The organism is Ruegeria sp. YTSA226, from assembly GCF_059609905.1.
In genome coordinates this window covers 368,754-391,264 of the sequence record NZ_JBXWMQ010000002.1, presented here as the reverse complement: position 1 = coordinate 391,264, position 22,511 = coordinate 368,754, and the positions used below count along the sequence as shown (strand labels likewise).

At 57.2% G+C, this 22,511-nt stretch carries 25 protein-coding genes; 10 read left to right on the top strand and 15 right to left on the bottom strand.

Features of this window, described 5'->3' with window-relative positions; translation table 11 throughout:
* The first annotated feature begins 18 nt into the window (after positions 1-18).
* The 4 genes from AC2FFF_RS04600 (at position 19) to AC2FFF_RS04585 (ending at position 3,952) form a co-directional block, all read left to right on the top strand.
* The gene (locus AC2FFF_RS04600; protein WP_142633482.1) at positions 19-624 is read left to right on the top strand and encodes a CvpA family protein; all 606 of its coding nucleotides are present in this window, start codon (positions 19-21) and stop codon (positions 622-624) included.
* Positions 625-1,240: 616 nt separating this feature from the next.
* Positions 1,241-2,764: an amidophosphoribosyltransferase gene (gene purF / locus AC2FFF_RS04595; protein ID WP_142633480.1), complete on the top strand. Its 1,524-nt coding sequence runs from the start codon at positions 1,241-1,243 to the stop codon at positions 2,762-2,764.
* 252 nt (positions 2,765-3,016) lie between these two features.
* A complete protein-coding gene (locus AC2FFF_RS04590; RefSeq protein ID WP_142633478.1) occupies positions 3,017-3,265 on the top strand; it encodes a hypothetical protein in 249 nt (82 codons plus the stop codon).
* Positions 3,266-3,307: 42 nt separating this feature from the next.
* Positions 3,308-3,952 carry an SDR family NAD(P)-dependent oxidoreductase gene (locus AC2FFF_RS04585; protein ID WP_281972001.1) on the top strand — a complete coding sequence of 215 codons (645 nt, stop codon included), beginning with the start codon at positions 3,308-3,310 and terminating at the stop codon, positions 3,950-3,952.
* A gap of 60 nt (positions 3,953-4,012) precedes the next feature.
* Here the strand turns inward: AC2FFF_RS04585 and AC2FFF_RS04580 are convergent, their stop codons facing one another.
* The 4 genes from AC2FFF_RS04580 to AC2FFF_RS04565 all read right to left on the bottom strand — a co-directional run bounded on the left by AC2FFF_RS04580 (position 4,013) and on the right by AC2FFF_RS04565 (position 6,567).
* Entirely contained in the window at positions 4,013-4,855 is an 843-nt protein-coding gene (locus AC2FFF_RS04580; protein WP_281972000.1) for an ATP-binding protein, read from the bottom strand.
* A 117-nt stretch (positions 4,856-4,972) separates the two neighbouring features.
* The gene (gene tatC / locus AC2FFF_RS04575; protein WP_281971999.1) at positions 4,973-5,890 is read right to left on the bottom strand and encodes a twin-arginine translocase subunit TatC; all 918 of its coding nucleotides are present in this window, start codon (positions 5,888-5,890) and stop codon (positions 4,973-4,975) included.
* The gene (gene tatB, locus AC2FFF_RS04570; RefSeq protein WP_282021910.1) at positions 5,887-6,345 is read right to left on the bottom strand and encodes a Sec-independent protein translocase protein TatB; all 459 of its coding nucleotides are present in this window, start codon (positions 6,343-6,345) and stop codon (positions 5,887-5,889) included. Before tatB ends, tatC begins: the two co-directional genes overlap by 4 nt.
* A gap of 6 nt (positions 6,346-6,351) precedes the next feature.
* On the bottom strand, positions 6,352-6,567 hold the full coding sequence (locus tag AC2FFF_RS04565) for a twin-arginine translocase TatA/TatE family subunit (protein ID WP_142633467.1): 216 nt from the start codon (positions 6,565-6,567) through the stop codon (positions 6,352-6,354).
* Positions 6,568-6,786: 219 nt separating this feature from the next.
* Between AC2FFF_RS04565 and AC2FFF_RS04560 the strand changes: the two genes are divergently transcribed.
* Positions 6,787-7,092 (top strand): hypothetical protein, encoded by a 306-nt coding sequence (locus tag AC2FFF_RS04560; RefSeq protein WP_142633465.1) that lies wholly within the window; start codon positions 6,787-6,789, stop codon positions 7,090-7,092.
* 21 nt (positions 7,093-7,113) lie between these two features.
* Positions 7,114-7,785: a helix-turn-helix transcriptional regulator gene (locus AC2FFF_RS04555; protein ID WP_496695652.1), complete on the top strand. Its 672-nt coding sequence runs from the start codon at positions 7,114-7,116 to the stop codon at positions 7,783-7,785.
* A 63-nt stretch (positions 7,786-7,848) separates the two neighbouring features.
* Here AC2FFF_RS04555 and AC2FFF_RS04550 read toward each other — a convergent pair whose 3' ends face one another.
* The 8 genes from AC2FFF_RS04550 to AC2FFF_RS04515 form a co-directional block, all read right to left on the bottom strand.
* Positions 7,849-9,000: a peptidoglycan DD-metalloendopeptidase family protein gene (locus tag AC2FFF_RS04550; RefSeq protein ID WP_496882862.1), complete on the bottom strand. Its 1,152-nt coding sequence runs from the start codon at positions 8,998-9,000 to the stop codon at positions 7,849-7,851.
* A gap of 63 nt (positions 9,001-9,063) precedes the next feature.
* Positions 9,064-9,714 carry a protein-L-isoaspartate(D-aspartate) O-methyltransferase gene (locus tag AC2FFF_RS04545; RefSeq protein ID WP_496821503.1) on the bottom strand — a complete coding sequence of 217 codons (651 nt, stop codon included), beginning with the start codon at positions 9,712-9,714 and terminating at the stop codon, positions 9,064-9,066.
* On the bottom strand, positions 9,711-10,493 hold the full coding sequence (surE, locus tag AC2FFF_RS04540) for a 5'/3'-nucleotidase SurE (protein WP_271947395.1): 783 nt from the start codon (positions 10,491-10,493) through the stop codon (positions 9,711-9,713). The genes AC2FFF_RS04545 and surE overlap by 4 nt, the downstream gene beginning before the upstream one ends.
* A 121-nt stretch (positions 10,494-10,614) precedes the next feature.
* The gene (locus tag AC2FFF_RS04535; RefSeq protein ID WP_281971995.1) at positions 10,615-11,700 is read right to left on the bottom strand and encodes an ABC transporter ATP-binding protein; all 1,086 of its coding nucleotides are present in this window, start codon (positions 11,698-11,700) and stop codon (positions 10,615-10,617) included.
* Between the two features lie 80 nt (positions 11,701-11,780).
* Positions 11,781-12,827 (bottom strand): methyltransferase domain-containing protein, encoded by a 1,047-nt coding sequence (locus AC2FFF_RS04530; protein ID WP_281971994.1) that lies wholly within the window; start codon positions 12,825-12,827, stop codon positions 11,781-11,783.
* A gap of 90 nt (positions 12,828-12,917) precedes the next feature.
* On the bottom strand, positions 12,918-14,030 hold the full coding sequence (locus AC2FFF_RS04525) for a YhaZ family DNA alkylation repair protein (protein WP_281972396.1): 1,113 nt from the start codon (positions 14,028-14,030) through the stop codon (positions 12,918-12,920).
* A 2-nt stretch (positions 14,031-14,032) separates the two neighbouring features.
* Entirely contained in the window at positions 14,033-14,812 is a 780-nt protein-coding gene (locus tag AC2FFF_RS04520) for an SDR family oxidoreductase (RefSeq protein WP_281972395.1), read from the bottom strand.
* A gap of 74 nt (positions 14,813-14,886) precedes the next feature.
* Positions 14,887-15,249: a nuclear transport factor 2 family protein gene (locus AC2FFF_RS04515; protein WP_142633450.1), complete on the bottom strand. Its 363-nt coding sequence runs from the start codon at positions 15,247-15,249 to the stop codon at positions 14,887-14,889.
* A 109-nt stretch (positions 15,250-15,358) separates the two neighbouring features.
* Between AC2FFF_RS04515 and AC2FFF_RS04510 the strand changes: the two genes are divergently transcribed.
* The 3 genes from AC2FFF_RS04510 (at position 15,359) to AC2FFF_RS04500 (ending at position 19,484) form a co-directional block, all read left to right on the top strand.
* On the top strand, positions 15,359-16,966 hold the full coding sequence (locus tag AC2FFF_RS04510; RefSeq protein WP_281971993.1) for a peptide chain release factor 3: 1,608 nt from the start codon (positions 15,359-15,361) through the stop codon (positions 16,964-16,966).
* Between the two features lie 18 nt (positions 16,967-16,984).
* On the top strand, positions 16,985-17,926 hold the full coding sequence (locus AC2FFF_RS04505) for a glycosyltransferase family 2 protein (RefSeq protein ID WP_281971992.1): 942 nt from the start codon (positions 16,985-16,987) through the stop codon (positions 17,924-17,926).
* A 184-nt stretch (positions 17,927-18,110) separates the two neighbouring features.
* Positions 18,111-19,484, top strand: a complete 1,374-nt coding sequence (locus tag AC2FFF_RS04500; protein ID WP_496691135.1) for a DEAD/DEAH box helicase — start codon at positions 18,111-18,113, stop codon at positions 19,482-19,484.
* Here the strand turns inward: AC2FFF_RS04500 and AC2FFF_RS04495 are convergent.
* Genes AC2FFF_RS04495 through AC2FFF_RS04485 form a run of 3 tightly spaced genes read right to left on the bottom strand, consistent with a single transcriptional unit; the run spans position 19,481 to position 21,485 of the window.
* Positions 19,481-20,383, bottom strand: coding sequence for an EamA family transporter (locus tag AC2FFF_RS04495; protein ID WP_496701182.1), 903 nt, complete (start codon positions 20,381-20,383; stop codon positions 19,481-19,483). The two genes, AC2FFF_RS04500 and AC2FFF_RS04495, sit on opposite strands and share 4 nt — an antisense overlap.
* A 21-nt stretch (positions 20,384-20,404) precedes the next feature.
* The gene (locus tag AC2FFF_RS04490; protein ID WP_496882861.1) at positions 20,405-21,289 is read right to left on the bottom strand and encodes a fatty acid desaturase; all 885 of its coding nucleotides are present in this window, start codon (positions 21,287-21,289) and stop codon (positions 20,405-20,407) included.
* Positions 21,282-21,485, bottom strand: coding sequence for a DUF2061 domain-containing protein (locus tag AC2FFF_RS04485; protein WP_142635106.1), 204 nt, complete (start codon positions 21,483-21,485; stop codon positions 21,282-21,284). Before AC2FFF_RS04485 ends, AC2FFF_RS04490 begins: the two co-directional genes overlap by 8 nt.
* 107 nt (positions 21,486-21,592) lie before the next feature.
* On the opposite strand from AC2FFF_RS04485, the gene AC2FFF_RS04480 reads away from it, so the two are divergent.
* Positions 21,593-22,462, top strand: a complete 870-nt coding sequence (locus AC2FFF_RS04480) for a helix-turn-helix domain-containing protein (protein ID WP_142633438.1) — start codon at positions 21,593-21,595, stop codon at positions 22,460-22,462.
* Positions 22,463-22,511 lie beyond the last annotated feature (49 nt).

Here is a 22,511-nt window from a genome sequence, read left to right as displayed (position 1 = left end):
AAATTACGGGCGAGGGCCATGGAAGGTTTTACAATAATTGACGGGGTAGTTGCCCTGATCATCGTTATATCGGGTCTGCTGGCCTATTCCCGTGGCCTGTTGCGGGAAATTCTCGCGATCGCGGGATGGGTTGCGGCGGCAGTTTTGGCATTCATTTTCGCACCACAGGCCGTTCCACTGGTCAAAGAAATCCCCGTTGTCGGAGATTTCCTGCGCGACAGTTGTGAATTGTCGGTTATCACCGGGTTCGCTGGCGTGTTTGCCATTGCCCTGATCGTGGTTAGTATATTTACCCCACTGTTCTCATCTCTTGTGCAACGGTCTGCACTGGGCGGCTTGGATCAGGCACTTGGGTTTTTCTTTGGAATCGCGCGCGGCATCCTTTTGGTGGCGATTGCCTTCTTCGTCTATGACACAGTCATGACGGGCCAATCCTACACCATCGTCGACGAAAGCCGGTCAGCCAAAGTGTTCGAACAATTCAGCGACAAAATCGAAGAGCAAAACCCCGAAGCCGCGCTGGGGTGGGTAACATCCCAATATGAAGAACTGGTAGCCAGCTGTGGTGAAAGCGCCGATCCATCCGACGCACCTGCCGCCCCTGAAGCACCTGCAGCGGAATAAAGCAAAAGCCCGGTCAAAGCCGGGCTTTTTCAATTCGACTTAGACAAACCCTTCTCCGGCGCAAACGGTGCATCTGATGTTTTTCAGCCCAAAGCACCCTTCGCAACGGGACATGACGGGCTTGCCAAAAATGTCCCGACTTTTGATCACTTCACCTGCGCCTCCGCAAATCTGACAGGGTGCGCGCCCCATTCCACGGCATCGGTGGCACCGGCGTTTTACCGGTTCTTGCTTTTTCTGACCTTGATTGTTTTGCCACATGTCTGAAATCCGCTTGGCTTGAAGAAACTATTGTTTCGGATTGTTTCCTCTATGACAGCACAAGCTGCGAAACCTGTCACCTTTTGTTCGGCCATTGTGGCAAATTCCACCTGCGTCAAATCGCAAATGTGATCCTTTGATGACACAGCCTCCGTAAGGCTTTATGTGAAGTCCGAACTGACATGGAATCGGAGCTGCCGATCTTGCTGTATCTGTTTTCTTTCGCGCCTGCCGCTTGCGACCAGGGCGCGTCTGCATCCCAAGATCTATGGGAAGTATCAGGCAAAGACACCGCCATGCTGATGTTCCGAACACCGCCACAACTTAAATCGTCATAGTAATTTGGAGCCCGTACATGTGTGGGATTTTGGGGATCGCAAGCAGAACACATGATGTGTTTGCGGAAATCTATGACGGGCTTCTGATGCTACAGCACCGGGGTCAGGATGCATCGGGTATCGTCACTTATACCGGAGAGTTCTTCCGCGAAAAGAAAGCCAACGGGCTGGTCAAGGATGTGTTTAACGCTCAGGACGCCGATACCCTGCTTGGAAAGGTCGGCATTGGCCATGTGCGCTATCCGACTGCCGGGTCGCTCAGCGCGGCCGAGGCGCAGCCGTTCTTCGTGAATGCCCCGTATGGCATCTACCTGGTTCATAACGGCAATATCACTAACACCGCCGCACAGCGTGAGAAGGTCACTGGAAAATACAGCCGCCACCTGCGCACAACGTCAGATTCGGAAATTCTGCTGAACGTTCTGGCGGACAAGGTCGCTGACGCAATCAAGGTCAATGGCAACGCCGAGCCCATTCGGAATATCTTTGCCGGTGTGAAGATGACGATGGAACGGGTGCAGGGCGCCTATTCGGTAATCTGCCTGATTGCAGGTGTCGGAATGCTGGCCTTCCGCGACCCGCACGGAATTCGCCCGCTCTCGGTGGCCATCCGCGAAACCGAAAACGGTGGCGACGACTTTGCGTTTGCCTCGGAAGATGTGGCCTTTGGCATCAACGGCTTCAACAAGATGCGCGACCTACGCCCTGGCGAAGCGATTCTGATCGACCTGGACGGCAACATGCACGAATTCCAGGCGGTCGAAGGCAAGCTGACACCCTGTATCTTTGAATATGTCTATCTGGCGCGTCCGGATTCTCTGTTGGACGGCGTCTCTGTCTATAAAACGCAGATGCGTATGGGGCAGACGCTGGCCAAACAGATCCAGGAATCAGGGCTTGAGATTGATCGGATCATCCCGGTCCCAGACAGCGCCCGCCCGGTCGCGCTTGAGGCGGCCAAGATCACCGGCATTCCCTATCGCGAAGGTCTGGTAAAGAACCGCTATGTCGGACGAACGTTCATCATGCCCGGTCAGGCCGAACGTCAGAAATCCGTGCGCCGCAAACTGAATGCGGTTCCGCTGGAGTTTGACGGACACAATGTTCTGTTGATCGACGATTCCATCGTCCGCGGGAACACGATCAAGAAGATTGTGCAAATGTGCCGCGAGGCTGGAGCCAAGAAGGTCTACATTGCCAGCGCCTCACCGCCGGTGAAATACCCCAATGTCTATGGCATCGACATGCCCACCAAACATGAGCTGATTGCCCATGGCAAAGAGGTCGAGGAAATCCGGCAAGAGCTCGGTGCAGACGCCCTGATCTATCAGCATCTGGACGATCTGATCTGGGCCGCCAAGGAAGGAAATCCAGAAATCGAAGCGTTCGACTGTTCGTGTTTTGACGGAAAATACATCACCGGAAGCGTCAGCAAAGACTATCTGGATACGCTCGAAAGCAGCTCACGCGTTAGTAAGAAACGTGAAGACATGCAAGTGCCCGGCGGATCCTGGAATGCGGCGAAGCTGGCTTCGGGATAAGTTTCCGGCGAATCGGTAGCTCTCTGCCCGGTCCAAGCCGGGCGGTTTCCGACCTGCATCGGTGTAAATTCGCTTAGTTTCCGCGCACAACTTTTTGGCGAAGGAAATGCAATCGCAATGGGTTCACAGATTGCCTTTTGAAAGTGACGGAACGGACAATTCACCAGACCTTTTGTTCCCTTGTTGCGTTTGATAGTCCGCCTCCAACCACTCATCAAAAGGGGTTGGGGCCGCGTGCCGCAACCGCACTCTATGTCAAACAAAACCGTCACAAGCGCGGCCACGCAACAGGGCGCGCTTAGCAAAAACTCTATCACCCTGCTTGGGGTGTTTGGGCCAAAAGCCGATATGCGCGCGCTGATGCGGATGTCTTCTGGCCGGGTCAAAGAGGTCAAGCTGGGCAGCCGTGTGTCTTCAGGTACTATTGTGGCCATTGATGCCGAGGGCATCATGCTGCGACAAAGCGGTCAGACGACGCGCATAGCGATCCCAGGCAGCTAATCCTGTCTTGACGCGCTGCGCGCTTGGGTTCAAACCGCAGTCATGACCGATCAGACTAAAATCGCCCTCATCACCGGGGCCTCTCGCGGGCTGGGCGCTGCCCTGGCCGAGGCGCTGGCACCAGAGTACCACATCGTCGCTGTCGCCCGCACCACCGGCGGGTTGGAAGAACTGGACGACCGCATCAAAGCAAAGGGCGGTTCAGCCACCCTGGCCCCTATGGACATTGCCGACCCGAATGCGATGGCCACTCTGTGTCGTGGCATCCATGATCGCTGGGGCAAGGTGGACCTGTGGCTGCATACTGCGGTTCACACTTCGGCCCTGACGCCGACCCATTTCATTGACCCCAAGGAATGGACCAAAGCCATAAACACCAACGCAACCGCCACGTCGGTCCTGATCCCCTATGTTGCGCCTTTGCTGGGTGAGGCCGGCCATGCGGTGTTTTTCGATGATCCGAAGGCGGGTGAGAAATTCTATGGCATCTACGGTGCCACCAAGGCGGCGCAGATGGCTCTGGCCCGTAGCTGGGCGCTGGAAACTGAGCGCACTGGGCCGCGTGTGAGCATCGTGGAACCGGCTGCCATGCCAACTGCCGTGCGTGCCCGGTTTCATCCCGGTGAGGATCGGGAGGTATTGACCAGCACCGCAGATGAAGCGGCGCGTATTCTGGCTCTGCTATAGGAATGGCCCATTGGGCCATGCCTCCGGCGGAGGTATTTTTTGCCAGATGAAGCCGGCGGATTACGCGATATGAACACCGTTTCTCCCGGCCAGATCGACGAAGAATTGCCATGCCACACGGCCCGAGCGCGCACCACGTGTGGCCTGCCATTCGATCGCTTCGGCGCGCAGGGTGTTTGCGTCGACCGATACGCCGTAAGAAGCACAATAGCGGTCGATCATGGCAAGGTATTCGTCCTGATCGCAAGGATGGAAACCCAGCCATAGCCCGAACCGGTCCGACAGTGAGACCTTCTCTTCTACGGCCTCAGACGGGTTGATGGCGCTGGAACGTTCATTTTCGATCATATCCCGCGGCATCAGGTGGCGGCGGTTTGAGGTGGCGTAGAACACCACATTTTCCGGGCGACCTTCGATGCCACCGTCCAGCACTGCCTTGAGCGATTTGTAGTGCTGATCATCGTGGCTGAAGGACAGGTCATCACAGTACAGGATGAACCGATGCGGCGCTGCACGTAGATGGTTCAGCAGCCGCGCGACCGAGCCCATATCCTCGCGCTGCAGCTCAACCAGTTTCAGATCAGGATGTTCGTTCTGCAGGGTGCCGTGGACCGCTTTGACAAGGCTGGATTTGCCCATACCACGCGCGCCCCAGAGCAGCGCATTGTTGGCCTTAAATCCAGCGGCAAAGCGGCGTGTATTGTCCAATAGTGTATCGCGAGACCGGTTGATACCCACCAAGAGATCCAAATCGACCCGATTGACCTGCTTAACCGGTTCCAGGCGGTCGGGTTCGACATGCCAGACAAAAGCCGGAGCTGCGGCAAAATCGGGCGCGGCCAGAGGCGCCGGGGCCATGCGATCCAGCGCGTCGGCAATACGGTTCAGAGCTTGGTCATCCATTGGGGCCTCCGGTCGTGTCTGCAGGGTCTCAAACCATGTTCCGCCCGGCGCGACAAGAGCGGCGCATGAAAAAGGCGCGCCGGGCTGGGCGCGCCTGTTCATTGCTTGATCGCAGCTTTATTTGCCGTCTTCTTCGTGGATGATATCGGCATCCGCCTCTTCTTCGCCGTCATAGTATCCTTCTGCGCGCAACTCGGCCTCGCGCTTTCTCTCAACTCGGGCGACAAGGAAGATCGACACCTCATAGAGGCCATAGACCACGACAAACAGGATGATCTGAGTGATCACGTCTGGCGGTGTCACAAGGGCAGCAAGCACCAGAATACCTACCATGGCGTATTTTCGGACACTGCCCAAACCCTCGGCGCTGACAAGTCCGGCCTTACCCATCAAAGTCAGCAGCACAGGCAGTTGGAAACACAGACCAAAGGCAAGGATGAATTTCAGCGTGATATCCAGCGATTCATTCACCTTGCCGAAGAACGTGATCTTCACGCCCTCGGTGGTTTCGGGCACAACCACGATCTCTTCCGGAACATCTCCGGTAGTCGCCGACAACAGATTGGCAAAAATCGAACTGACATCCGCAAAGCCCAAAAAGAACTGCATGGCCAGCGGCGTTACCACGAATTGTGCAAAAGATGCCCCAAGCAGGAACATGAACGGCGAGGCGACCAGGAATGGCAGGAAAGCGCCCTTCTCGGACCTGTACAGACCGGGCGCCACAAAGCGCCAGAGTTGATAGGAGATCACCGGGAAGGCCAGCGCAAACCCAAACACCATCGAAATTCGGAACAGCGTAAACAGATATTCCTGTGGCGAGGTATATTGCAAAGTCGGAGACGGATCGCCCAGATCGCGCAGCGTTGCCTCGATTGGTTGGACCAGGAATTGCAGGATCGGTTCCGCGACCGTAAAGGCCAGGACAATGCCTATTACAAAGGCAATGACCGCGCGGATCAGCCGGGTGCGCAGTTCCGCCAGATGCTCGATCAATGGGGCCGAGCTGTCTTCGATCTCGTCTGTGTCGGTCATGATTTGCCTTCGGTTTTCAGCGCGGCTTCGGCCTCTTCAGCCTTGGCCATCGCTTCGGCGGCTTCTTTCGCCTTACGCTCAGCCGCAGCACGTGCGGTCGAGGCCTGAATCTTCTTGGCCTGCTCGGCCCGTTCGGCGGCCAACTTACCGGTCTCGCTATCGGGGTCGAACTTGGTGGGGTCGATACTTTTGGCCAGGTCCTGCGCGGCTTCTTTCACACCATCCATGGCGCTGCCTACAGGGTTGGTGGCCGCGTTGAGACCTTTTTTGATGTCATTCACACCGGCCTGATCCGCCGCATCGTTCATGGCACTGCTGAATTCGCGCGCCATGCCACGGGCCTTGCCGACAAAACGACCGACATTACGGAACAAAACCGGCAGATCCTTTGGCCCCACAACGATCAGGGCAACGACGCCGATGACCAGAAGCTCGGTCCAGCCCAGATCAAACATACCGGATCAGACCTTGTCTTTGTCGGTCTCGGGCGTGACGTCTTTGGCCAGCTCGGATGCGTCCTGATCCAGTTCCTCTGCGCCTTCTTTGACGCCCTTCTTGAATGACGTAATGCCTTTGCCCACTTCGCCCATCAACGAGCTGATTTTGCCACGGCCGAATAGCACCAGAACCACAACTGCGATCAGCAGAATGCCGGGAAGGCCAATATTGTTGAGCATCTCTCTTCTCCTTTAACGTCGGCGCCGTACGCCGGAAATGTGATCTGGGTCCGTGTCTACGCCCGCTGGCCCGCCTGCAAAAGTGAGTTGGTTCAAATCTGCCTTCAAATTTGATCCGATCCGATGTTTTTTACGGCCTCGGATTGATCAACTGACAGGTTTGTGTCAGTTGATAGGGACTAGGTAGGCGGTATCGAAACCTGGTCAACGGAGATTCACATGACCCATGTTGCAGAAATCGTCACCTTCACCCTCGCCAACGGGACAACCCCGGAAGAGTTCGTAAAACTCAGCCAAGCGTCCGAAGCCTTTGTACGCGCAGCTCCGGGGTTTGCCCATCGTCAACTCAGTCAAGGCGAAGACGGGCGCTGGACTGACTACGTGATCTGGACCGATATGAAGGCCGCACAGGACGCAGCTGCGCAGTTCCCGCAGCAGGGTTTTGCGCCCGCACTGATCGCAGCGATCAACCCCGAAGGCATGCAGATGCGCCACGAGAACGTGCTATGGAACATGACCGCATAACCCCGGTCAGAGCGGCGTGTCATGCGCCGTACTGATCGTCTGTTCGACATTATTCAGATCCTGCGCGACGGTGGCTTGCACCGTGCGCAGGACATTGCGTATCGGCTCGAGGTGTCGGTCCGCACGATCTATCGCGACATGGATACGCTGGCCGCCTCGGGCGTTCCGGTCGAAGGTGAGCGCGGCGTGGGCTATATGGTGCGTGAGCAGATCACCCTGCCCCCGCTGAATCTGACCCCGGCCGAACTGGAAGCGCTGAACCTTGGCATGGCAATCGTGGCCGAGGCCGCCGACCCCGACTTGAAAACCGCCGCCGAGTCTTTGGCTGAAAAGATCGACGCCGTGCTGCCGACACAGGTGATTGCCGAGGCTGACAGCTGGAAATTTGCGGTATACCCCTTTGCCGATGCCGCACGCGGGCTGGCGCATATGGCCCCGATCCGCGCCGCCATCAAATCACGACAAAAATTACGTCTGAGTTACCGCAGGATCGACGGCGTGTTGACCGAGCGCACCATTCGGCCATTGCATATGGAGTATTGGGGACGAGTCTGGACGCTGACTTCCTGGTGTGAACTCCGCGATGGTTTCCGGGTCTTCCGAATTGACCTGATCGAAACCGTCCTTCCCCTGCCCGAGATTTTTGCAGACGAGCCGGGAAAGCGTCTGAGCGATTACGACCCATACGCTTAACCCTGCCGTCATCGGGTTGGGATTATCCCTGCCAGCGGCATGGCCCTGACGGGGCCATTCTTATCATTTCAGATAGGGCTCTGGATCTACAGATTCGAAGCCTTTGCGCACTTCGAAATGGACATAGGCGTTGTCCCCGCTCCGCAGCGAGGCAATCTTCTGCCCTCGTCGCACGCGCTCCCCTTTCTTGACCGTGATATCTGCCACATTGGCATAGACGGTCAGCAGATCACTGTTGTGTTTAACAACGATGATCGGAACCTGATCTGCATCAGCAGTGATCGCCGCAACAGTTCCCGCCTCTGCTGCCATTACAGGCGATCCTGCGGCCGCTGCGATGTCGATCCCCTCGTTCTTTCCCTTTTGATAGGTGCGGATAATCGTACCGTTCACAGGAAGCCCAAGCGCCGAATTGCTTTGGTTTGTTGGTGCCTCGGCGGTCACATCAGGCGCCGGAGTGGCCGGGGAAATGGTTTCGTCAGGCAAGGGCTGCGTAGCACTGGGCGGCGTCGGTGTCGGAGACCCCTGGCCGGGCTGTGTCACATTCGTTGCAGGCACAGCAGCTTTGCGCGGTGCGGATTGGCTTTTCACCGGGATCAGAAGGAACTGGCCTTCGCGGACGGTAAAATCGGAATCCAATCCATTCCAGTCTGACAGCGCCTCAACGGGAACGTCATAGAGGCGTGAAATTGTAAATGCCGTTTCACCACGTTTCACCTTGTGGCGGATCGGTTCGGGACCGGTTGGTGCCGGTGCCGCCGCAGGTTTTGCGGGCTCAAGCGTTGATGTACGGACCGAGCCATTTGCGGGGACCTCGTCGATTGCCGTACCAGCTATCGTCGCTATATCGACAGAGCTTGCGGAACCGACCGTCTGGGGCAGTGCCACAACTTCGCCCTCGCGCAGGGTATCTGTAGGCATTAGACCATTGAAACGCGCCAGCTCTCCTTCAGGCAAACCAACCCTTGCGGCCAAGTCTCTGACAGTGTCACCGCGGCGAGCAATCGCCACTTGATAGGTCGGATATGTGATGACACCCCTGGCATCCGGAGCGGGCCGGTTGGTCGTCGCCGACTGTGCTGCTTCGGCGGTGGAAAAACCGCCTACCTGTCCGCGAAGATCATAGTCCAGCGGCCCTTCGCACCCAGCCAGGATTGCAAGGCTAGCCACTCCTAACGCACAGCGGCGCATTGCTGATTTGGAAACTGCTCTCATTTTATTGTCCTCGACACCTGCCCCTGTTCATCGGGGTTCCGGCGCATTTTGCAGAATATTCCTTTAAGCTCCATCCTTCCCAAGCCCTTCTAACAAGGGCACAAAACGGACAGGCAACAATTCGTCATAGTCCAAACCGGATTCGGTGCGCCGGACCCTGATCAACGTCTGGACCGTATCCGACTGCCCCACCGGCAAAACCATGATACCGCCGATTTTGAGCTGCGCCAAGAGCGGCCCGGGAGGGTCCTCGGCAGCTGCAGTCACGATGATACGATCAAACGGGGCTTGCTCGGGCAAACCAAACGAACCATCCGACAACATTGCCGTCACATTTGTCAGCCCCAAATCACGGAACAACTGGCCGGTTTCGCGCACAAGTCGCTTATGACGCTCGACCGTGTATACCCGGCGTGCCAGTTTCGACAGGATCGCGGCCTGATAGCCCGATCCGGTCCCGATCTCGAGCACGGTATCACGCGGACGTACTTCCAGCGCCTGCGTCATCAGCCCAACGACAGACGGTTGGCTGATCGTCTGGCCGCACGCAATCGGCAGCGGCGTATCCTCATAGGCGCGTTCTGCAAACAGGCCTTTGACAAAACTGCCGCGATCTATCTGCTCCATGGCTGCCAGCACGCGTGCATCCGTCACCCCGCGCGAGCGCAGGGCGAACAGGAACTGCATGGTTGTTTCAGGGTCCAGTCCGCTCATTCGATCGACTTTAACGCTTCCAGCGCGTCATGCGCCGTCAGATCCGCACGCATTGGTGTGACCGAGATATAGCCTGCCAGATTGACGGCAGCATCCGTCCCAGGTGCAGTCGGGTTGTGTTGATACCCGCCCTTGATCCACAGAAACCGCCGCCCCGAAGGTGAGCTGTGCGGCTCGACCGAGAAATGTGTGTCACGCCGATAACCCTGAGGGGCGATCCGGGTGCCCAGTACTTCATCCGCAGGCACTGGGGGGAAATTGACGTTGTAAAACAAACGGTAATCGCCTTGTTCTGCCGGCGTCGCCCCCAGTATCTTACGAACCAGCTCGGCACCAAATCGGGTCGCGGATTCGAACGGGTCATCCAGCCCCAAATTGCGCGGACCGAAATATTGAGACAGGGCAATAGCCGGAACCCCCTGCAGGGCCGCCTCCATCGCGCCCCCGACTGTGCCAGAATACAGCGTATTCTCGGCCGAGTTGTTCCCACGATTCACACCAGATAATACCAGGTCGGGTGGTGCGTCCTTCATCACATCGTGCAAACCGGCCAAGACACAATCAGCTGGTGATCCTTCCGCAGCAAAACGGCGTTCTCCCAGCTTGGCAACCATCATCGGGTGCGTGTAGCTGATGCAATGCCCCACGCCGGATTGCTCGAATGCGGGCGCAACGACCCAGACTTCACCATCCGGTCCGGCCAGATCGGCAGCAATCGCCTCGAGTGCGATAAGTCCCGGCGCATTGATACCGTCATCATTGGTTAGAAGAATACGCATATGCCCCATCCACCGCAGCGTTTTTTCCTTGATAGACCCAGCCCCGCACTGCGGCAAGCAACCCGCAGGCGCAATCTGAGGCTTTCACGCACCACTTGCGCCTAAACTGCAGTTTTAGACCCTATTTGGGGAATACAAAGCACCGATCGCGGCGAATGGTCAGCCACATGACCCGCCCCGCTTGCGGGACAAACACGTTGGGAACGGTCGCTTTCAAGATTGAATCATCATAGTCCGTACGGAATTCAATCAAGCTTTCGTTGCCCAGAAAACGCGCCCGTTCGACCACACCACGCGCGGCTACCCCGTCCGTCGGTGTCGGCAGTGGACCTTTGCCATTGCGATCAAAATCCAAACGGACGTGCTGAGGCCGAAATACAATCTCAACATTCGTTCCATCCGGCACACCCGGAGCAAGAAACTGACCAAATGGCGTATCGGCCAAAGCTCCGTTAACTTGCGCGCCTAACACATTTATATCGCTAAAGAATGCAACTGCAGCTTTGTCCGCAGGACGGGTGTAGACGTTGTAAGGCGCACCCTGTTGAACGATTCTGCCACGGCGCATCAGGGCGATCTCATCGGCCATACGCATTGCCTCTTCGGGTTCATGGGTAACCAACAGGACTGCGGCGTCCTCTTCCTTGAGGATCGCCAGAGTTTCATCCCGAATTCCATCGCGTAACCGGTTATCGAGCCCCGAAAACGGCTCATCCATCAACATGATCCGGGGGCGTGGGGCCAATGCGCGCGCCAGAGCCACCCGCTGTTGCTCACCGCCCGACAAGTGATGTGGAAAGCTGTCTGCGAAACGCATCAGGTCGACTTTGGCCAGCAACTCATCCACGCGTGCGCGTTTTTCATCTTTGCTACCCTTCAGGCCAAAGGCAACATTGTCAGCTACGCTAAGATGTGGGAACAGGGCAAAGTCCTGAAACATCAGGCCAATCTCGCGCCGCTCAGGCGGGACACGGAACACCGTATCGCAGATCAGCGCGCCATCGACATAGATCTGGCCTGTCTCTTGCATCTCGACACCGGCAATCATCCGCAGCGTCGTTGACTTGCCGCACCCTGACGGCCCCAACAGGCATGTCACCTGCCCCGCCTGCACGGTCAGCGAGACGTCATCAACCACCACCCGACCTTCGTACCGGGCGACCAGATTGCGAATTTCCAGACGCGGAGGAGTTGCGTTTACTGTCACCGATGGACCCCGTAGCCTTACCCGATCAAATCAATCGGGCTTGGGCGGGGATAGCAACACCTCCCTTTGGGTGCAAGGGATCAGCAGCAGCCGCCCGTTTCGGCCTGCCCGGTCGCCTCAAATGGGCTTTCACCACCGCAGCCTTCGAAGATGCCGTAATGGGTTGAGAAATCACCGATGAACTCAAAGTGCCGCGCAAACCGCGTGTCTTTGAGCATCATCCATGTGTTGCCGCACACCGGAAACACCTTCCCCGCCGCCATTGTGTGATGGTCATCCAGTTCGAACACATGCGGCGCATTGGGGATAGTGCCCTTATAGATCACGGCCTGACCGTAATCTTCGCAGGCGGGCTCCAACGCGGGCAGTTTGAACAGACGATAGGTGGCCGACAGGAATTTCAGCGGCGCCACGCGGTCCTCAAGAACCGGGTTTTCGATGGTCAACGGACGGTGCGTGACCCGACGCGGGTCGCCAAACCCGGCCTTGCGCGACATCGACAGAAAGTCATTCCAGTACAGCGCACCGGACAGACACTCGCCATACAGAACCTCATCCTCGGCCATTGCCTGCGGTACGCGACGATCCGCATAAACGTCCGAGAAATACATCTCTCCACCGTCCTTAAGCAGGCGGTGCGCGCCGCGCAAAACGGCCTCCTTATCGGTGGCCAGGTTGATCACGCAGTTCGAAACGATGATATCGAAAGACCCCGCCTTTAAGTCCAGTTCATCCAGCTTTTCGATGTAGCCGTGATGGAATTCCACGTTGCTTTGGGCATACCCAAAGGTTTCGGCGTGATAATCCTGATGCGCGCGGGCGATATCCAACTGCTCGGGCGTCATATCCACGCCGACCACGCGCCCTTTCTCGCCCACCATGGCAGACAGGGCGTATACATCCCGACCCGCGCCACAGCCAAGATCAAGGATCCTCATCCCTTCCAGATCCAGCGGCGCGATCAGCCCGCAGCCGTAATAGCGGGTCAGCACGTCATCATGGACCTTGGCGAGGATCTTTTTCAGATGATCCGGCATATCGTCGGGCGTACAACACGCGTTGGTCTGCAGGTCCGCGCTGCTTTGCAGGACCTCGCCATAATAGTTCTGCACCGATTCATGCTTCATCGCTGTCATCCCCTGATCTGACTGATGTTGAGCTAACCCAGCACCGCGCACCGTGCAATCAAAAGCCGAGCAATCTGACGAAAGGTTGAGCTAGCTCAGCAGCTCAAAATCCAGATCCGCGCGCACCCGGCCATTCACCTGAATCTCCAGAAGATGTGCGCCGGGAACAAGCCTGAACGTGGTCGCATCGCCTTTGAGCTTGTGCTTTTTGCTCAAGGTCAGGTTTCCATTCCTTAGCGCGGCTTGTTTCAGCTTGTGAACTTTGGCCGATTTTTTGCCGCCAGGTCGTTGGAAATGGATGATATAATCAATCAAAACGGGTTGGTTCGCCTCACCAGCCAATGAAACATCAAACTCAAGCGCGCCGCCAATCTTTGCCTGCCCATTTACCATAACCGAGACCTGTATATCGGCATCAGGGTCATATCCCAGCATCTTCATCGCGCGTGGGTGCCCGGCCTTAACCAGACCGCGCAGGGTATGAGAGGTCATCCACCGCAGCTCGTCCGCGTCTTGACGCTTTGAACGAGACCAGCCCTGCAGGCGGTCCAGTACCAGATCCGGGTCTTTTTTGGAGATGTCGTTCAGATGGTTGGCCACCGACCGCGTCACATAGCGCGTTTGGTCCTGATGCAGCCGATCCAGCAGAGGCAGCGGATCTGTTAATTCCAGCCCCACCGCCTGCCCCCATGGCAAACGCGGGCGGGTTCCTTCGGACACCAGACGCCGCACGTGATAGCTGTCATGTCCGCACCAATCCTCCAGCCGCTCCATGACGTGTTCGGGGTGGCGATTGAGAAATGGGCGAATGGCCCATTCCATCGAAAACCTCTGCGTCAGTTCAGCCAGCACGTCCAGCGCGAGGTCGGGGTGATCAAGGCCGACATTCACGACCCAATCCCCCAGCGGCGCAAAGATGAAATCGCCAAAATCGTCGTCGGTCTTGTTCGGATCCAGCGGCGGCGGCAAGGCCCGTAAAAGGGTCGGAGCGACAGTTGGCAGCTCACCCGGAACCTGTTGCTGCAGGCATTCGGCGATCCACGCCATCCGCTCTTTCAACTCAAGCTCGAGAAGGCGTGACATCACCTGCGTTTGAAACGCCTGTGCATCGAACCCTGGATCAGCCTCGGCAAAAAGCCCCGCCAGATAGCCGGTCTTTTCTGCATTAAACAACTGATCCTTCAGTGAAAACCCTTGCGCCATGGTCACATCGTCAGATTGGTCGCGCCACCATCCAACAGGATGTTCTGGCCGACGATAAAGCCCGCATGCTGCGAACACAGAAACGCGCAGGTTGCCCCAAACTCCTGCCGCGAGCCATAGCGGCGCGTGGGGATGGTTGCCTCACGCTGCGCGCGTGCCTCGTCAACGGAAATGCCTTGCTGCGCAGCCACACCACCGTCCAGAGAATCCGCTCGATCCGTCGCATGTATCCCTGGCAACAGGTTATTGATTGTCACACCATGCGGTGCGACCTGCCTGGACGTTCCGGCCACATATCCGGTTAGCCCGGTCCGTGCCGCATTAGACAGGCCAAGAACGGCAATCGGCGCCCGTACGGATTGCGAGGTGATGTTCACCACCCGGCCCCAGCCGTTATCCATCATGCCGGGCAACAGGGCCTTCATGAAGGCAATCGGGGTCAGCATGTTGGCATCCAACGCCTTGATGAAGTCCTCGCGCTGCCAGTCCGACCATAGGCCCGGAGGCGGGCCGCCAGCATTTGTCACAAGAATATCAACGCCCTGCGCGGCAGCAATCACTTGCGCCTGCCCCTCTTCCGAGGTCACATCACACGCAACACTCTGCACATCGACACCAAATTCCGAACGCAAACGCGCAGCTTCAGCCTCTAACGCGTCGGCCCCTCGCGCGTTCATCACCAGATTCACACCAGCCGCCGCCAGAGCCTCGGCGCAGCCCAGACCCAAACCTTTACTGCTGGCACAGACCAGCGCGCGCTTTCCACCTATTCCCAGATCCATCTGTTCCTCCCCATCTGTTATTATCCGCATGTCTTGCACCCAGCAGACAGGGAAGACAGATTGATGACAAGGGGTTAGTAGAAGAACTCTTCCCGGACGATCTTGCCATCCGCGACGTGATACAGCGCAACTTCGCGCATATCGAAGCTCTCACCGCTTTCCTTGAACTTGCCCTGCACCTCAAAGATCACGGCAAAACGGTCTTCGCCATGCACCATCGGGTCACTGACGTTTCCGCCCGTCACTTCGGTCGAACTCTCCCACCAATCGTGCTTGCCACGGATCGCGTCGCGCCCATGCGCCTCGCGTCCCATACCGGATGCATCGACCGCCTCAACCGAAACGGCATCTGCCGCATACAGCTTATCCAGATTGGCCTTGGCCCGGTTTTCCCGGCATCCCGCCACCAGCTCATCGGCGATTTCTTTCAAATTCATTGATCCTCTCCATTATTTGTTCACTATATGTTCTTATTGCCACAGGCAGACGATTCGAACCAGCCTCTTTGTCTTGCTTCGGCAGAATTCCCCGCCTATACGCGCGACTATGCTTGATACCGCCACGAACCAACCCACCTTGCCGCCCGAGATCGCCCGGCGCCGGACATTTGCCATCATCTCGCACCCGGATGCGGGCAAGACGACCCTGACGGAAAAGTTCCTGCTGTATGGCGGTGCCATCCAGATGGCCGGTCAGGTACGCGCCAAGGGTGAGGCACGGCGGACACGTTCGGATTTCATGCAGATGGAGAAGGATCGCGGGATCTCGGTCTCGGCCTCGGCCATGTCGTTCGACTATGGAAACTTCCGGTTCAATCTGGTGGACACGCCCGGCCACAGCGATTTCTCGGAAGATACTTATCGCACTCTGACCGCGGTGGACGCGGCCGTGATGGTGATCGACGGCGCGAAAGGTGTGGAAAGCCAGACCCAGAAACTGTTTGAGGTCTGCCGCCTGCGCGACCTGCCGATCCTGACCTTCTGTAACAAGATGGACCGCGAAAGCCGCGATACGTTCGAGATCATAGACGAAATTCAGGAAATGCTGGCCATCGACGTCACGCCCGCTGCCTGGCCGATTGGAGTAGGCCGCGACTTTATCGGCTGTTACGACATGCTGCGCGACCGGCTGGAGCTGATGGACCGCGCTGACCGTAATAAAGTGGCCGAAAGCATCCAGATCAACGGGTTGGACGACCCCAAGCTGGCCGAACATGTGCCCGAGCACCTGCTTGAGAAGCTGCTAGAAGAGGTTGAGATGGCACGCGAATTGCTGCCCGCGCTTGACCCCCAAGCGGTATTGGAAGGCCACATGACCCCGATCTGGTTCGGCTCGGCGATCAATTCGTTCGGCGTCAAGGAACTGATGGAAGGCATCGGCGCCTATGGTCCACAGCCGCAGGTACAGTCCGCGGAACCCCGTCAGATCGCGCCAGAAGAAAAGAAAGTCTCTGGGTTCGTCTTCAAGGTTCAGGCCAATATGGACCCCAAGCACCGCGACCGGGTGGCATTTGTGCGCATGGCCTCGGGCCATTTCAAACGCGGCATGAAGCTGACCCATGTTCGATCGAAAAAGCCGATGGCAATCTCGAACCCTGTGCTGTTTCTTGCATCCGACCGGGAACTGGCCGAAGAGGCCTGGGCCGGAGACATCATCGGCATCCCAAACCACGGCCAGCTGCGCATCGGCGACACGCTGACCGAGGGCGAAGCGATCCGGGTAACCGGCATCCCCTCCTTTGCGCCGGAACTGCTGCAGACCGTGCGCCCGGGCGATCCGATGAAAGCCAAGCATCTGGAAAAAGCCCTGATGCAATTCGCCGAGGAAGGCGCGGCCAAGGTGTTCAAACCGTCGATCGGATCGGGCTTTATCGTCGGCGTCGTTGGCGCACTGCAATTCGAGGTTCTGGCCAGCCGGATTGAGATGGAATACGGCCTGCCGGTACGGTTCGAGGCGTCTCAGTTCACCTCCGCCCGCTGGGTCAGTGGTGAAAAGGCTGAGGTCGAGAAATTCGTCAATGCCAACAAGCAGCACATCGCTCATGATCATGACGGCGACATCGTCTATTTGACTCGCCTGCAGTGGGACATCGACCGGGTCGTGCGGGACTATCCCGACCTGAACCTGACCGCCACCAAAGAGATGATGGCGTGACAGGGTCACGAGCTTCATATGCCGGATAATGTCCCAAGCTGGGGCATTGTATCAACGATCCGGGGCTCGGCCCCGGACATACTTCGGTTTGCGGCCTATCACCTCGATCTCGGGGCCGACCGGATGTATCTGTATCTGGACGAGCCCTGCCCGGCTGCGTTCAACGCCCTGAACCGCCACCCACGGATCGAAATACGCAACTGCGACGAAGGGTACTGGGCGAACCGAAAGCGCGAGAGGCCCGACAAACATCAGGTCCGGCAAACCGCAAATGCCAGCTTTACTTACAGAAAGGCTGAGGTCGACTGGCTTGCCCATATTGATCTGGACGAGTTCCTCTGGCCGCAATCCGACCTTGGCGCGATATTAGCGGAGATTCCGCAACATATCCCAGCGGTGCGCGTTCGTCCGATCGAGCCCGTGGGCGGAACCGAAGACCTGTACAAAGCCTATATCCCCGCTGGTCAGGGCCGTGATGGGATCGTTCAGGCACTATATCCGAATTTTGGCGGATTTGTTCTTGCTGGATTCCTCAGCCATGTTCAGGGTAAACTGTTTGTTCGCAAAGGCTTACCTAAGATCAATTTCCGGATTCACAATCTGTTTCAGGATGGCGAAATCCTCCCGACCAAGGTCGAGCTGCCCCAGGTTGATCTATGCCACCGTCATGCACCTGACTGGGATCATTGGCTAGCCCATTATCGGTTCCGGTTCGAAAAGGGCTCGTATCAGCCAGGCATGTCACCCAATGTTCCGCGCGAACAAGGCGGGATGAACATGAATGAATTACTGAGCTGGATCGAAAAAGAAGATGGGGCTCACGGCCTGCGGGTTTTCTATGATGAAATCAGTGGCGCCGACCAAGAAGTTCGCACCCGCCTCGAAAAGTTTGGGCTGATTAAGTACCATCCGCTGGATTTGGATGGAAAAGTCGCGAAACATTTCCCCGGAAGTACCTGAATTGTTGCGATAAATCCGCATGGTCAGCCGGTGTCGCAGCATAAAAGTGACTTCATTTGACCCTGCCCCGTGATTTTGTTATGTCCCGCCAAGCCGAAATGCACAAAATATCGCATGGCCATCCGGGCCCGGCACATTCTTTACGCGCGGGCCAGGTTTTAGTGTCCGCAACAACCGGACATACATGACAAAGTTTAACGAACTGAACCTGAACCCGAAGGTCCTCAAAGCCATTGAGGAAGCCGGATACGAAACGCCAACACCGATCCAGGAAGGCGCAATCCCACCCGCGCTTGAGGGCAAGGACGTTCTGGGTATCGCCCAGACCGGTACAGGCAAAACCGCCAGCTTCACGCTACCGATGATCACGTTGCTGGCCCGTGGCCGCGCACGTGCGCGCATGCCGCGGTCGCTGGTGCTGTGCCCGACACGGGAACTGGCCGCGCAGGTGGCCGAGAATTTCGACACCTATGCCAAAAATGTAAAGCTGACCAAAGCGCTGTTGATCGGCGGCGTCAGCTTTAAGGAACAAGATGCGCTGATCGACCGTGGCGTCGACGTTCTGATCGCCACACCAGGTCGCCTGCTGGATCATTTCGAACGCGGCAAACTGCTGTTGACCGGCGTCCAGATCATGGTGGTGGATGAGGCCGACCGAATGCTGGATATGGGCTTTATCCCCGATATCGAACGCATTTTTTCGCTGACGCCGTTCACACGCCAAACGCTGTTCTTCTCAGCCACCATGGCGCCCGAGATTGAGCGGATCACCGATACATTCCTGTCGGCCCCAACCCGGATCGAAGTTGCCCGTCAGGCGACGGCCTCGGAAACCATCGAGCAAAGTGTGGTCATGTTCAAAGGTGGTCGCCGTGACCGCGAGGCCAGCGCCAAGCGCCAGGTCCTGCGTTCGCTGATCGACTCCGAGGGCGAAAAATGCACCAACGCGATCATCTTCTGCAATCGTAAGACCGATGTGGACATCTGTGCGAAATCGCTGAAGAAATACGGCTATGATGCTGCCGCGATCCATGGCGATCTCGATCAGTCACAACGGACGAAAACACTGGACGGTTTCCGTGACGGAACACTACGTCTGCTTGTCGCCTCGGACGTTGCCGCGCGCGGATTGGATGTGCCCTCGGTCAGTCATGTGATCAATTTCGACGTCCCCGGCCACCCCGAGGATTATGTGCACCGGATCGGTCGTACAGGTCGCGCCGGACGCGAAGGCAAAGCGATCACTATCTGTTCGGGTCGCGATGAAAAAGCACTGGCCGCGATCGAGAAGCTGATTCAAAAAGAAATTCCTCGCTTGGACAATCCGGTAAAGGAAGAGCCGAAACCCGAGAGGCCAAAGCCCGAGAAAAAGGCCCGGCCAACTGAGGTCCGACCAACAGAGGCCCCCAAACGCGACGATAAAAGAGAAGACCGCAAGAAAGATAAAGAAGTCAGAGGCCGGGGACGGCGCGCTGACAACGGTCCTTCGGTCGTGGGAATGGGCGATCACCTGCCCAGCTTTATCGCGCTCAGCTTCGACGAACGCCGCACGGGTTAAATAGACAAAACCAGCGCCAGAATTGATGCGCCCAATAACGTCATCCCGGCGATCTCGCGCCGGGTGATGGTTTCGCGGAAAAACAAGATCGACGCGAACAAGCTGAGGATCAGCTCGACCTGCCCCAGAGCCTTGACGTAGGCGGCGTTTTGCAAGGTGAATGCCAAGAACCAGCAGAACGATCCGCACAGGCTGGTCAGTCCGACAAATACGCCTGTTCGGCGTGTCTGCCACACGGCGCGCAGCTCGGCCCTGTCTCGCCACAACAGCCACAGGCCCATGCTGACGAACTGGAGCGAGACAACGACTGCCAGCGTCACAAGTGCCCGAAACCACGCATCAATCTCGCCCAGTTCAAGCGAGGCACCCCGATAACTGACCGAGGAAAACGCAAACAGCACACCTGATCCCAGGCCAAGCCGCGAGGCCCGGTTCGTCAGATGTCGCCACCACGCCCCGTCTCCTCCGGGACTTTTTGACAGCAGCAACACAGCCGTCAGCCCCAGAAAGATCGCCCCAAGCGCCCAGGACGAGACCTGATCGCCCAGGACCAGAAAACCAACGATGGCGGTCTGGATCACTTCGGTTTTCTTAAAAGTTATGCCGACAGCAAAATTGCGCTGTTTGAACAAGGCGACGACACAGATCGTGGCAAGGATCTGAGCCGTTCCTCCAATGGTGGCAAACACCCAGAACCGGGCGGTCAGCGGCGGCAAGGAATACCCCGTCAACTGCAGCGCCGCGATCAGAGCGATTAGAACCAGCGGGATTGAATAGGCAAACCGGGCGAATGTCGCCCCGGCGGCCGTCAGCTTTACACTGCTCAGCGATTTTTGCAGCATGAACCGCACCGTCTGAAACGTTGCGGCGGCGATAGTGACAGGTATCCAGAGGCTCATGCCGCCTTTTGTGGCCGCAAATCAACCCTTTGGCCAGAGCGGATGCGCCACCGGGTCTTTTACCTTCCAGAAATACGCCCGGAAAACATCGGCATATGAAGGGTATACATAGGCCTTATTCGTGGCCAGATAGCCCTCTTTACCCTGCTGGTAGATCTTCGGAAGTTGATACCAGGGGGTACGCGGGTTCAGATGATGAACTACATGTAAATTGTTGTTCAAAAACAGAAAAGACAGTATCCCGCGATCTTCGATGATAACGGTTCTTGCCCCCACATCTTCATGCGCACGGTGTTCCAGAAAAGTGCGTATTTTGACCAGGCCAAGCCCCAAATACGCGGACAGGACATAGGCCCAGACCGGCATGGGCGACAAGGTCACGATCCAGATAACCACAACCACGCCCGCCATATGCAAAGCCCATGCGCGCAATATGTCCCATTCGCCACGCGCGGCCCCTCGCAACTCGTCCCTGACAAAGGCAACCTGTCCGATTGCTGGGCCCAAAACGATCCGCCCCAGCAGAGTATTGTTCACCGATAACAACCGCCTGTGCCAATGACCTAGCCCCGACCAAACTTTTGGGTCCAGATAGTTTGATTCAGGATCATCATAGGGATCGGTCAGCGTTGCATCCCGATGATGCGCCAAATGCAGGTCCCGAAACCGCTGATATGGGATGAATAAGGTCAAGGGCAGCGCCATCAGCGCCTCGTTCAGCCATCTGGCGCGAAAAGGATGCCCGTGCAGTGCTTCATGCGTCAATGATGAATGTAACGCGGCCACCGCGCCCATCACTGGAACCGCCAACCAGATGGGCAGGAAGAAGATCACGGCCAACCAGGCAGCATAACAGGCCAGCATCAGCGTAAAAGTGCCCCATTCCGGACCCGGGCGCTCAGACATTGCGCCCCCACGAAATGCCCGCCCAGACCCTCTCATAAACCACATAGAGCGTCAGCCCAATCGCCGTATTTACTACGGCCAGAGTTCCGCCGATCGCGGCGGACCCCGTCGCAACCAGCCCAACCACCGACATGATGATCAGGCCCATCACGTTCCACAAAACCGCCTTCACGACCGATCTGCGTCGTGTTTCCATTCCGTCACCCATAATATTGTTATGGCTTTAGAATTACGGCTTGCCGCTTAGGTTGAAAATTCCGAATATGATTAACAAAACTCATCAAACGTGATATTTATCACCACATGCAGGATAAAATCGACAAACGCGACCGTGCGGCTCAATTCCGTTTGCGCCTGGCCCGCGCAATGGAAGAACGCCAAATCAGCCGAAGCGCCCTCGCGCGCCAGATCGGTGTTGACCGCTCAACCGTATCGCAACTGTTGACCGATCACGGGGCACGGTTGCCGAATGCCCATGTTGTAGGAAGCTGCGCGACAGCATTGGGTGTTTCGGCGGACTGGTTGCTGAGCCTGTCTGACCGGCCGGAAAGCGCAGCCGAGTTGCTGGCTTTGTCGCTGAGCATGACTGAGGCCCCCCGCGCCCTGGTAGATGAGCGCATATTCGAGTGGCACCAAGAGGCAGCGGGTTACAAAATCAGATATGTTCCTGCGACCTTGCCCGACATGCTCAAGACCCGCACCGTTCTGGAATGGGAATACGCACCGCATCTGGGGCGCACGGCAGATCAGGCCATAGGTGCGTCCGAAGATCGACTGACCTGGATGCGCAGCGCCCAGTCCGATTATGAGATCGCAATGCCGATGTACGAAATCGACAGCTTTGCGCATGCAACCGGCTATTATCAAGGTCTTAGCCTTCGCAAGCGGCTGGATCAGATTGACCACCTTTTGGAGTTGTGTGAACAGCTCTACCCACGGCTGCGCATCTATCTGTTTGATGCCAAACGGCTGTATTCGGCTCCCGTAACGATTTTCGGTCCCCTTCTTTGCGTGTTTTACGCAGGAAGCCATTACATGGCCTTTCGCGATCGCGACCGGATTGAAATTTTCAGCCGCCATTTCGACACTCTGGTTCGCGAGGCGGTCGTGACCGCGCGGGACTTTCCAGAGCACCTGCAACAGCTCAGAGCAGCGATTTCCCGCGACATGTGATGCATCCCCGTACAACCTGTGGTATCGTCACCGGGCGCGAACTTTCGGG

Excerpts from the sequence above, each read along its gene's own strand:
- AC2FFF_RS04515 (WP_142633450.1), bottom strand. The coding sequence starts at position 15,249 with ATGAATTTGAAAGAAATCGCCGATGAGCTGGTGGCGGGATGCCGGGAA.
- AC2FFF_RS04530 (WP_281971994.1), bottom strand. The coding sequence starts at position 12,827 with ATGAAGCATGAATCGGTGCAGAACTATTATGGCGAGGTCCTGCAAAGC.
- AC2FFF_RS04495 (WP_496701182.1), bottom strand. The coding sequence starts at position 20,383 with ATGAGCCTCTGGATACCTGTCACTATCGCCGCCGCAACGTTTCAGACG.
- AC2FFF_RS04520 (WP_281972395.1), bottom strand. The coding sequence starts at position 14,812 with ATGGATCTGGGAATAGGTGGAAAGCGCGCGCTGGTCTGTGCCAGCAGT.
- tatC (WP_281971999.1), bottom strand. The coding sequence starts at position 5,890 with ATGACCGACACAGACGAGATCGAAGACAGCTCGGCCCCATTGATCGAG.
- AC2FFF_RS04545 (WP_496821503.1), bottom strand. The coding sequence starts at position 9,714 with ATGAGCGGACTGGACCCTGAAACAACCATGCAGTTCCTGTTCGCCCTG.
- surE (WP_271947395.1), bottom strand. The coding sequence starts at position 10,493 with ATGCGTATTCTTCTAACCAATGATGACGGTATCAATGCGCCGGGACTT.
- AC2FFF_RS04580 (WP_281972000.1), bottom strand. The coding sequence starts at position 4,855 with ATGGATGACCAAGCTCTGAACCGTATTGCCGACGCGCTGGATCGCATG.
- AC2FFF_RS04505 (WP_281971992.1), top strand. The coding sequence starts at position 16,985 with ATGCCGGATAATGTCCCAAGCTGGGGCATTGTATCAACGATCCGGGGC.
- AC2FFF_RS04565 (WP_142633467.1), bottom strand. The coding sequence starts at position 6,567 with ATGCTCAACAATATTGGCCTTCCCGGCATTCTGCTGATCGCAGTTGTG.
- AC2FFF_RS04510 (WP_281971993.1), top strand. The coding sequence starts at position 15,359 with ATGCTTGATACCGCCACGAACCAACCCACCTTGCCGCCCGAGATCGCC.
- AC2FFF_RS04525 (WP_281972396.1), bottom strand. The coding sequence starts at position 14,030 with ATGGCGCAAGGGTTTTCACTGAAGGATCAGTTGTTTAATGCAGAAAAG.
- tatB (WP_282021910.1), bottom strand. The coding sequence starts at position 6,345 with ATGTTTGATCTGGGCTGGACCGAGCTTCTGGTCATCGGCGTCGTTGCC.
- AC2FFF_RS04590 (WP_142633478.1), top strand. The coding sequence starts at position 3,017 with ATGTCAAACAAAACCGTCACAAGCGCGGCCACGCAACAGGGCGCGCTT.
- purF (WP_142633480.1), top strand. The coding sequence starts at position 1,241 with ATGTGTGGGATTTTGGGGATCGCAAGCAGAACACATGATGTGTTTGCG.
- AC2FFF_RS04485 (WP_142635106.1), bottom strand. The coding sequence starts at position 21,485 with ATGGAAACACGACGCAGATCGGTCGTGAAGGCGGTTTTGTGGAACGTG.
- AC2FFF_RS04550 (WP_496882862.1), bottom strand. The coding sequence starts at position 9,000 with ATGAGAGCAGTTTCCAAATCAGCAATGCGCCGCTGTGCGTTAGGAGTG.
- AC2FFF_RS04490 (WP_496882861.1), bottom strand. The coding sequence starts at position 21,289 with ATGTCTGAGCGCCCGGGTCCGGAATGGGGCACTTTTACGCTGATGCTG.
- AC2FFF_RS04560 (WP_142633465.1), top strand. The coding sequence starts at position 6,787 with ATGACCCATGTTGCAGAAATCGTCACCTTCACCCTCGCCAACGGGACA.
- AC2FFF_RS04480 (WP_142633438.1), top strand. The coding sequence starts at position 21,593 with ATGCAGGATAAAATCGACAAACGCGACCGTGCGGCTCAATTCCGTTTG.
- AC2FFF_RS04500 (WP_496691135.1), top strand. The coding sequence starts at position 18,111 with ATGACAAAGTTTAACGAACTGAACCTGAACCCGAAGGTCCTCAAAGCC.
- AC2FFF_RS04555 (WP_496695652.1), top strand. The coding sequence starts at position 7,114 with ATGCGCCGTACTGATCGTCTGTTCGACATTATTCAGATCCTGCGCGAC.
- AC2FFF_RS04585 (WP_281972001.1), top strand. The coding sequence starts at position 3,308 with ATGACCGATCAGACTAAAATCGCCCTCATCACCGGGGCCTCTCGCGGG.
- AC2FFF_RS04600 (WP_142633482.1), top strand. The coding sequence starts at position 19 with ATGGAAGGTTTTACAATAATTGACGGGGTAGTTGCCCTGATCATCGTT.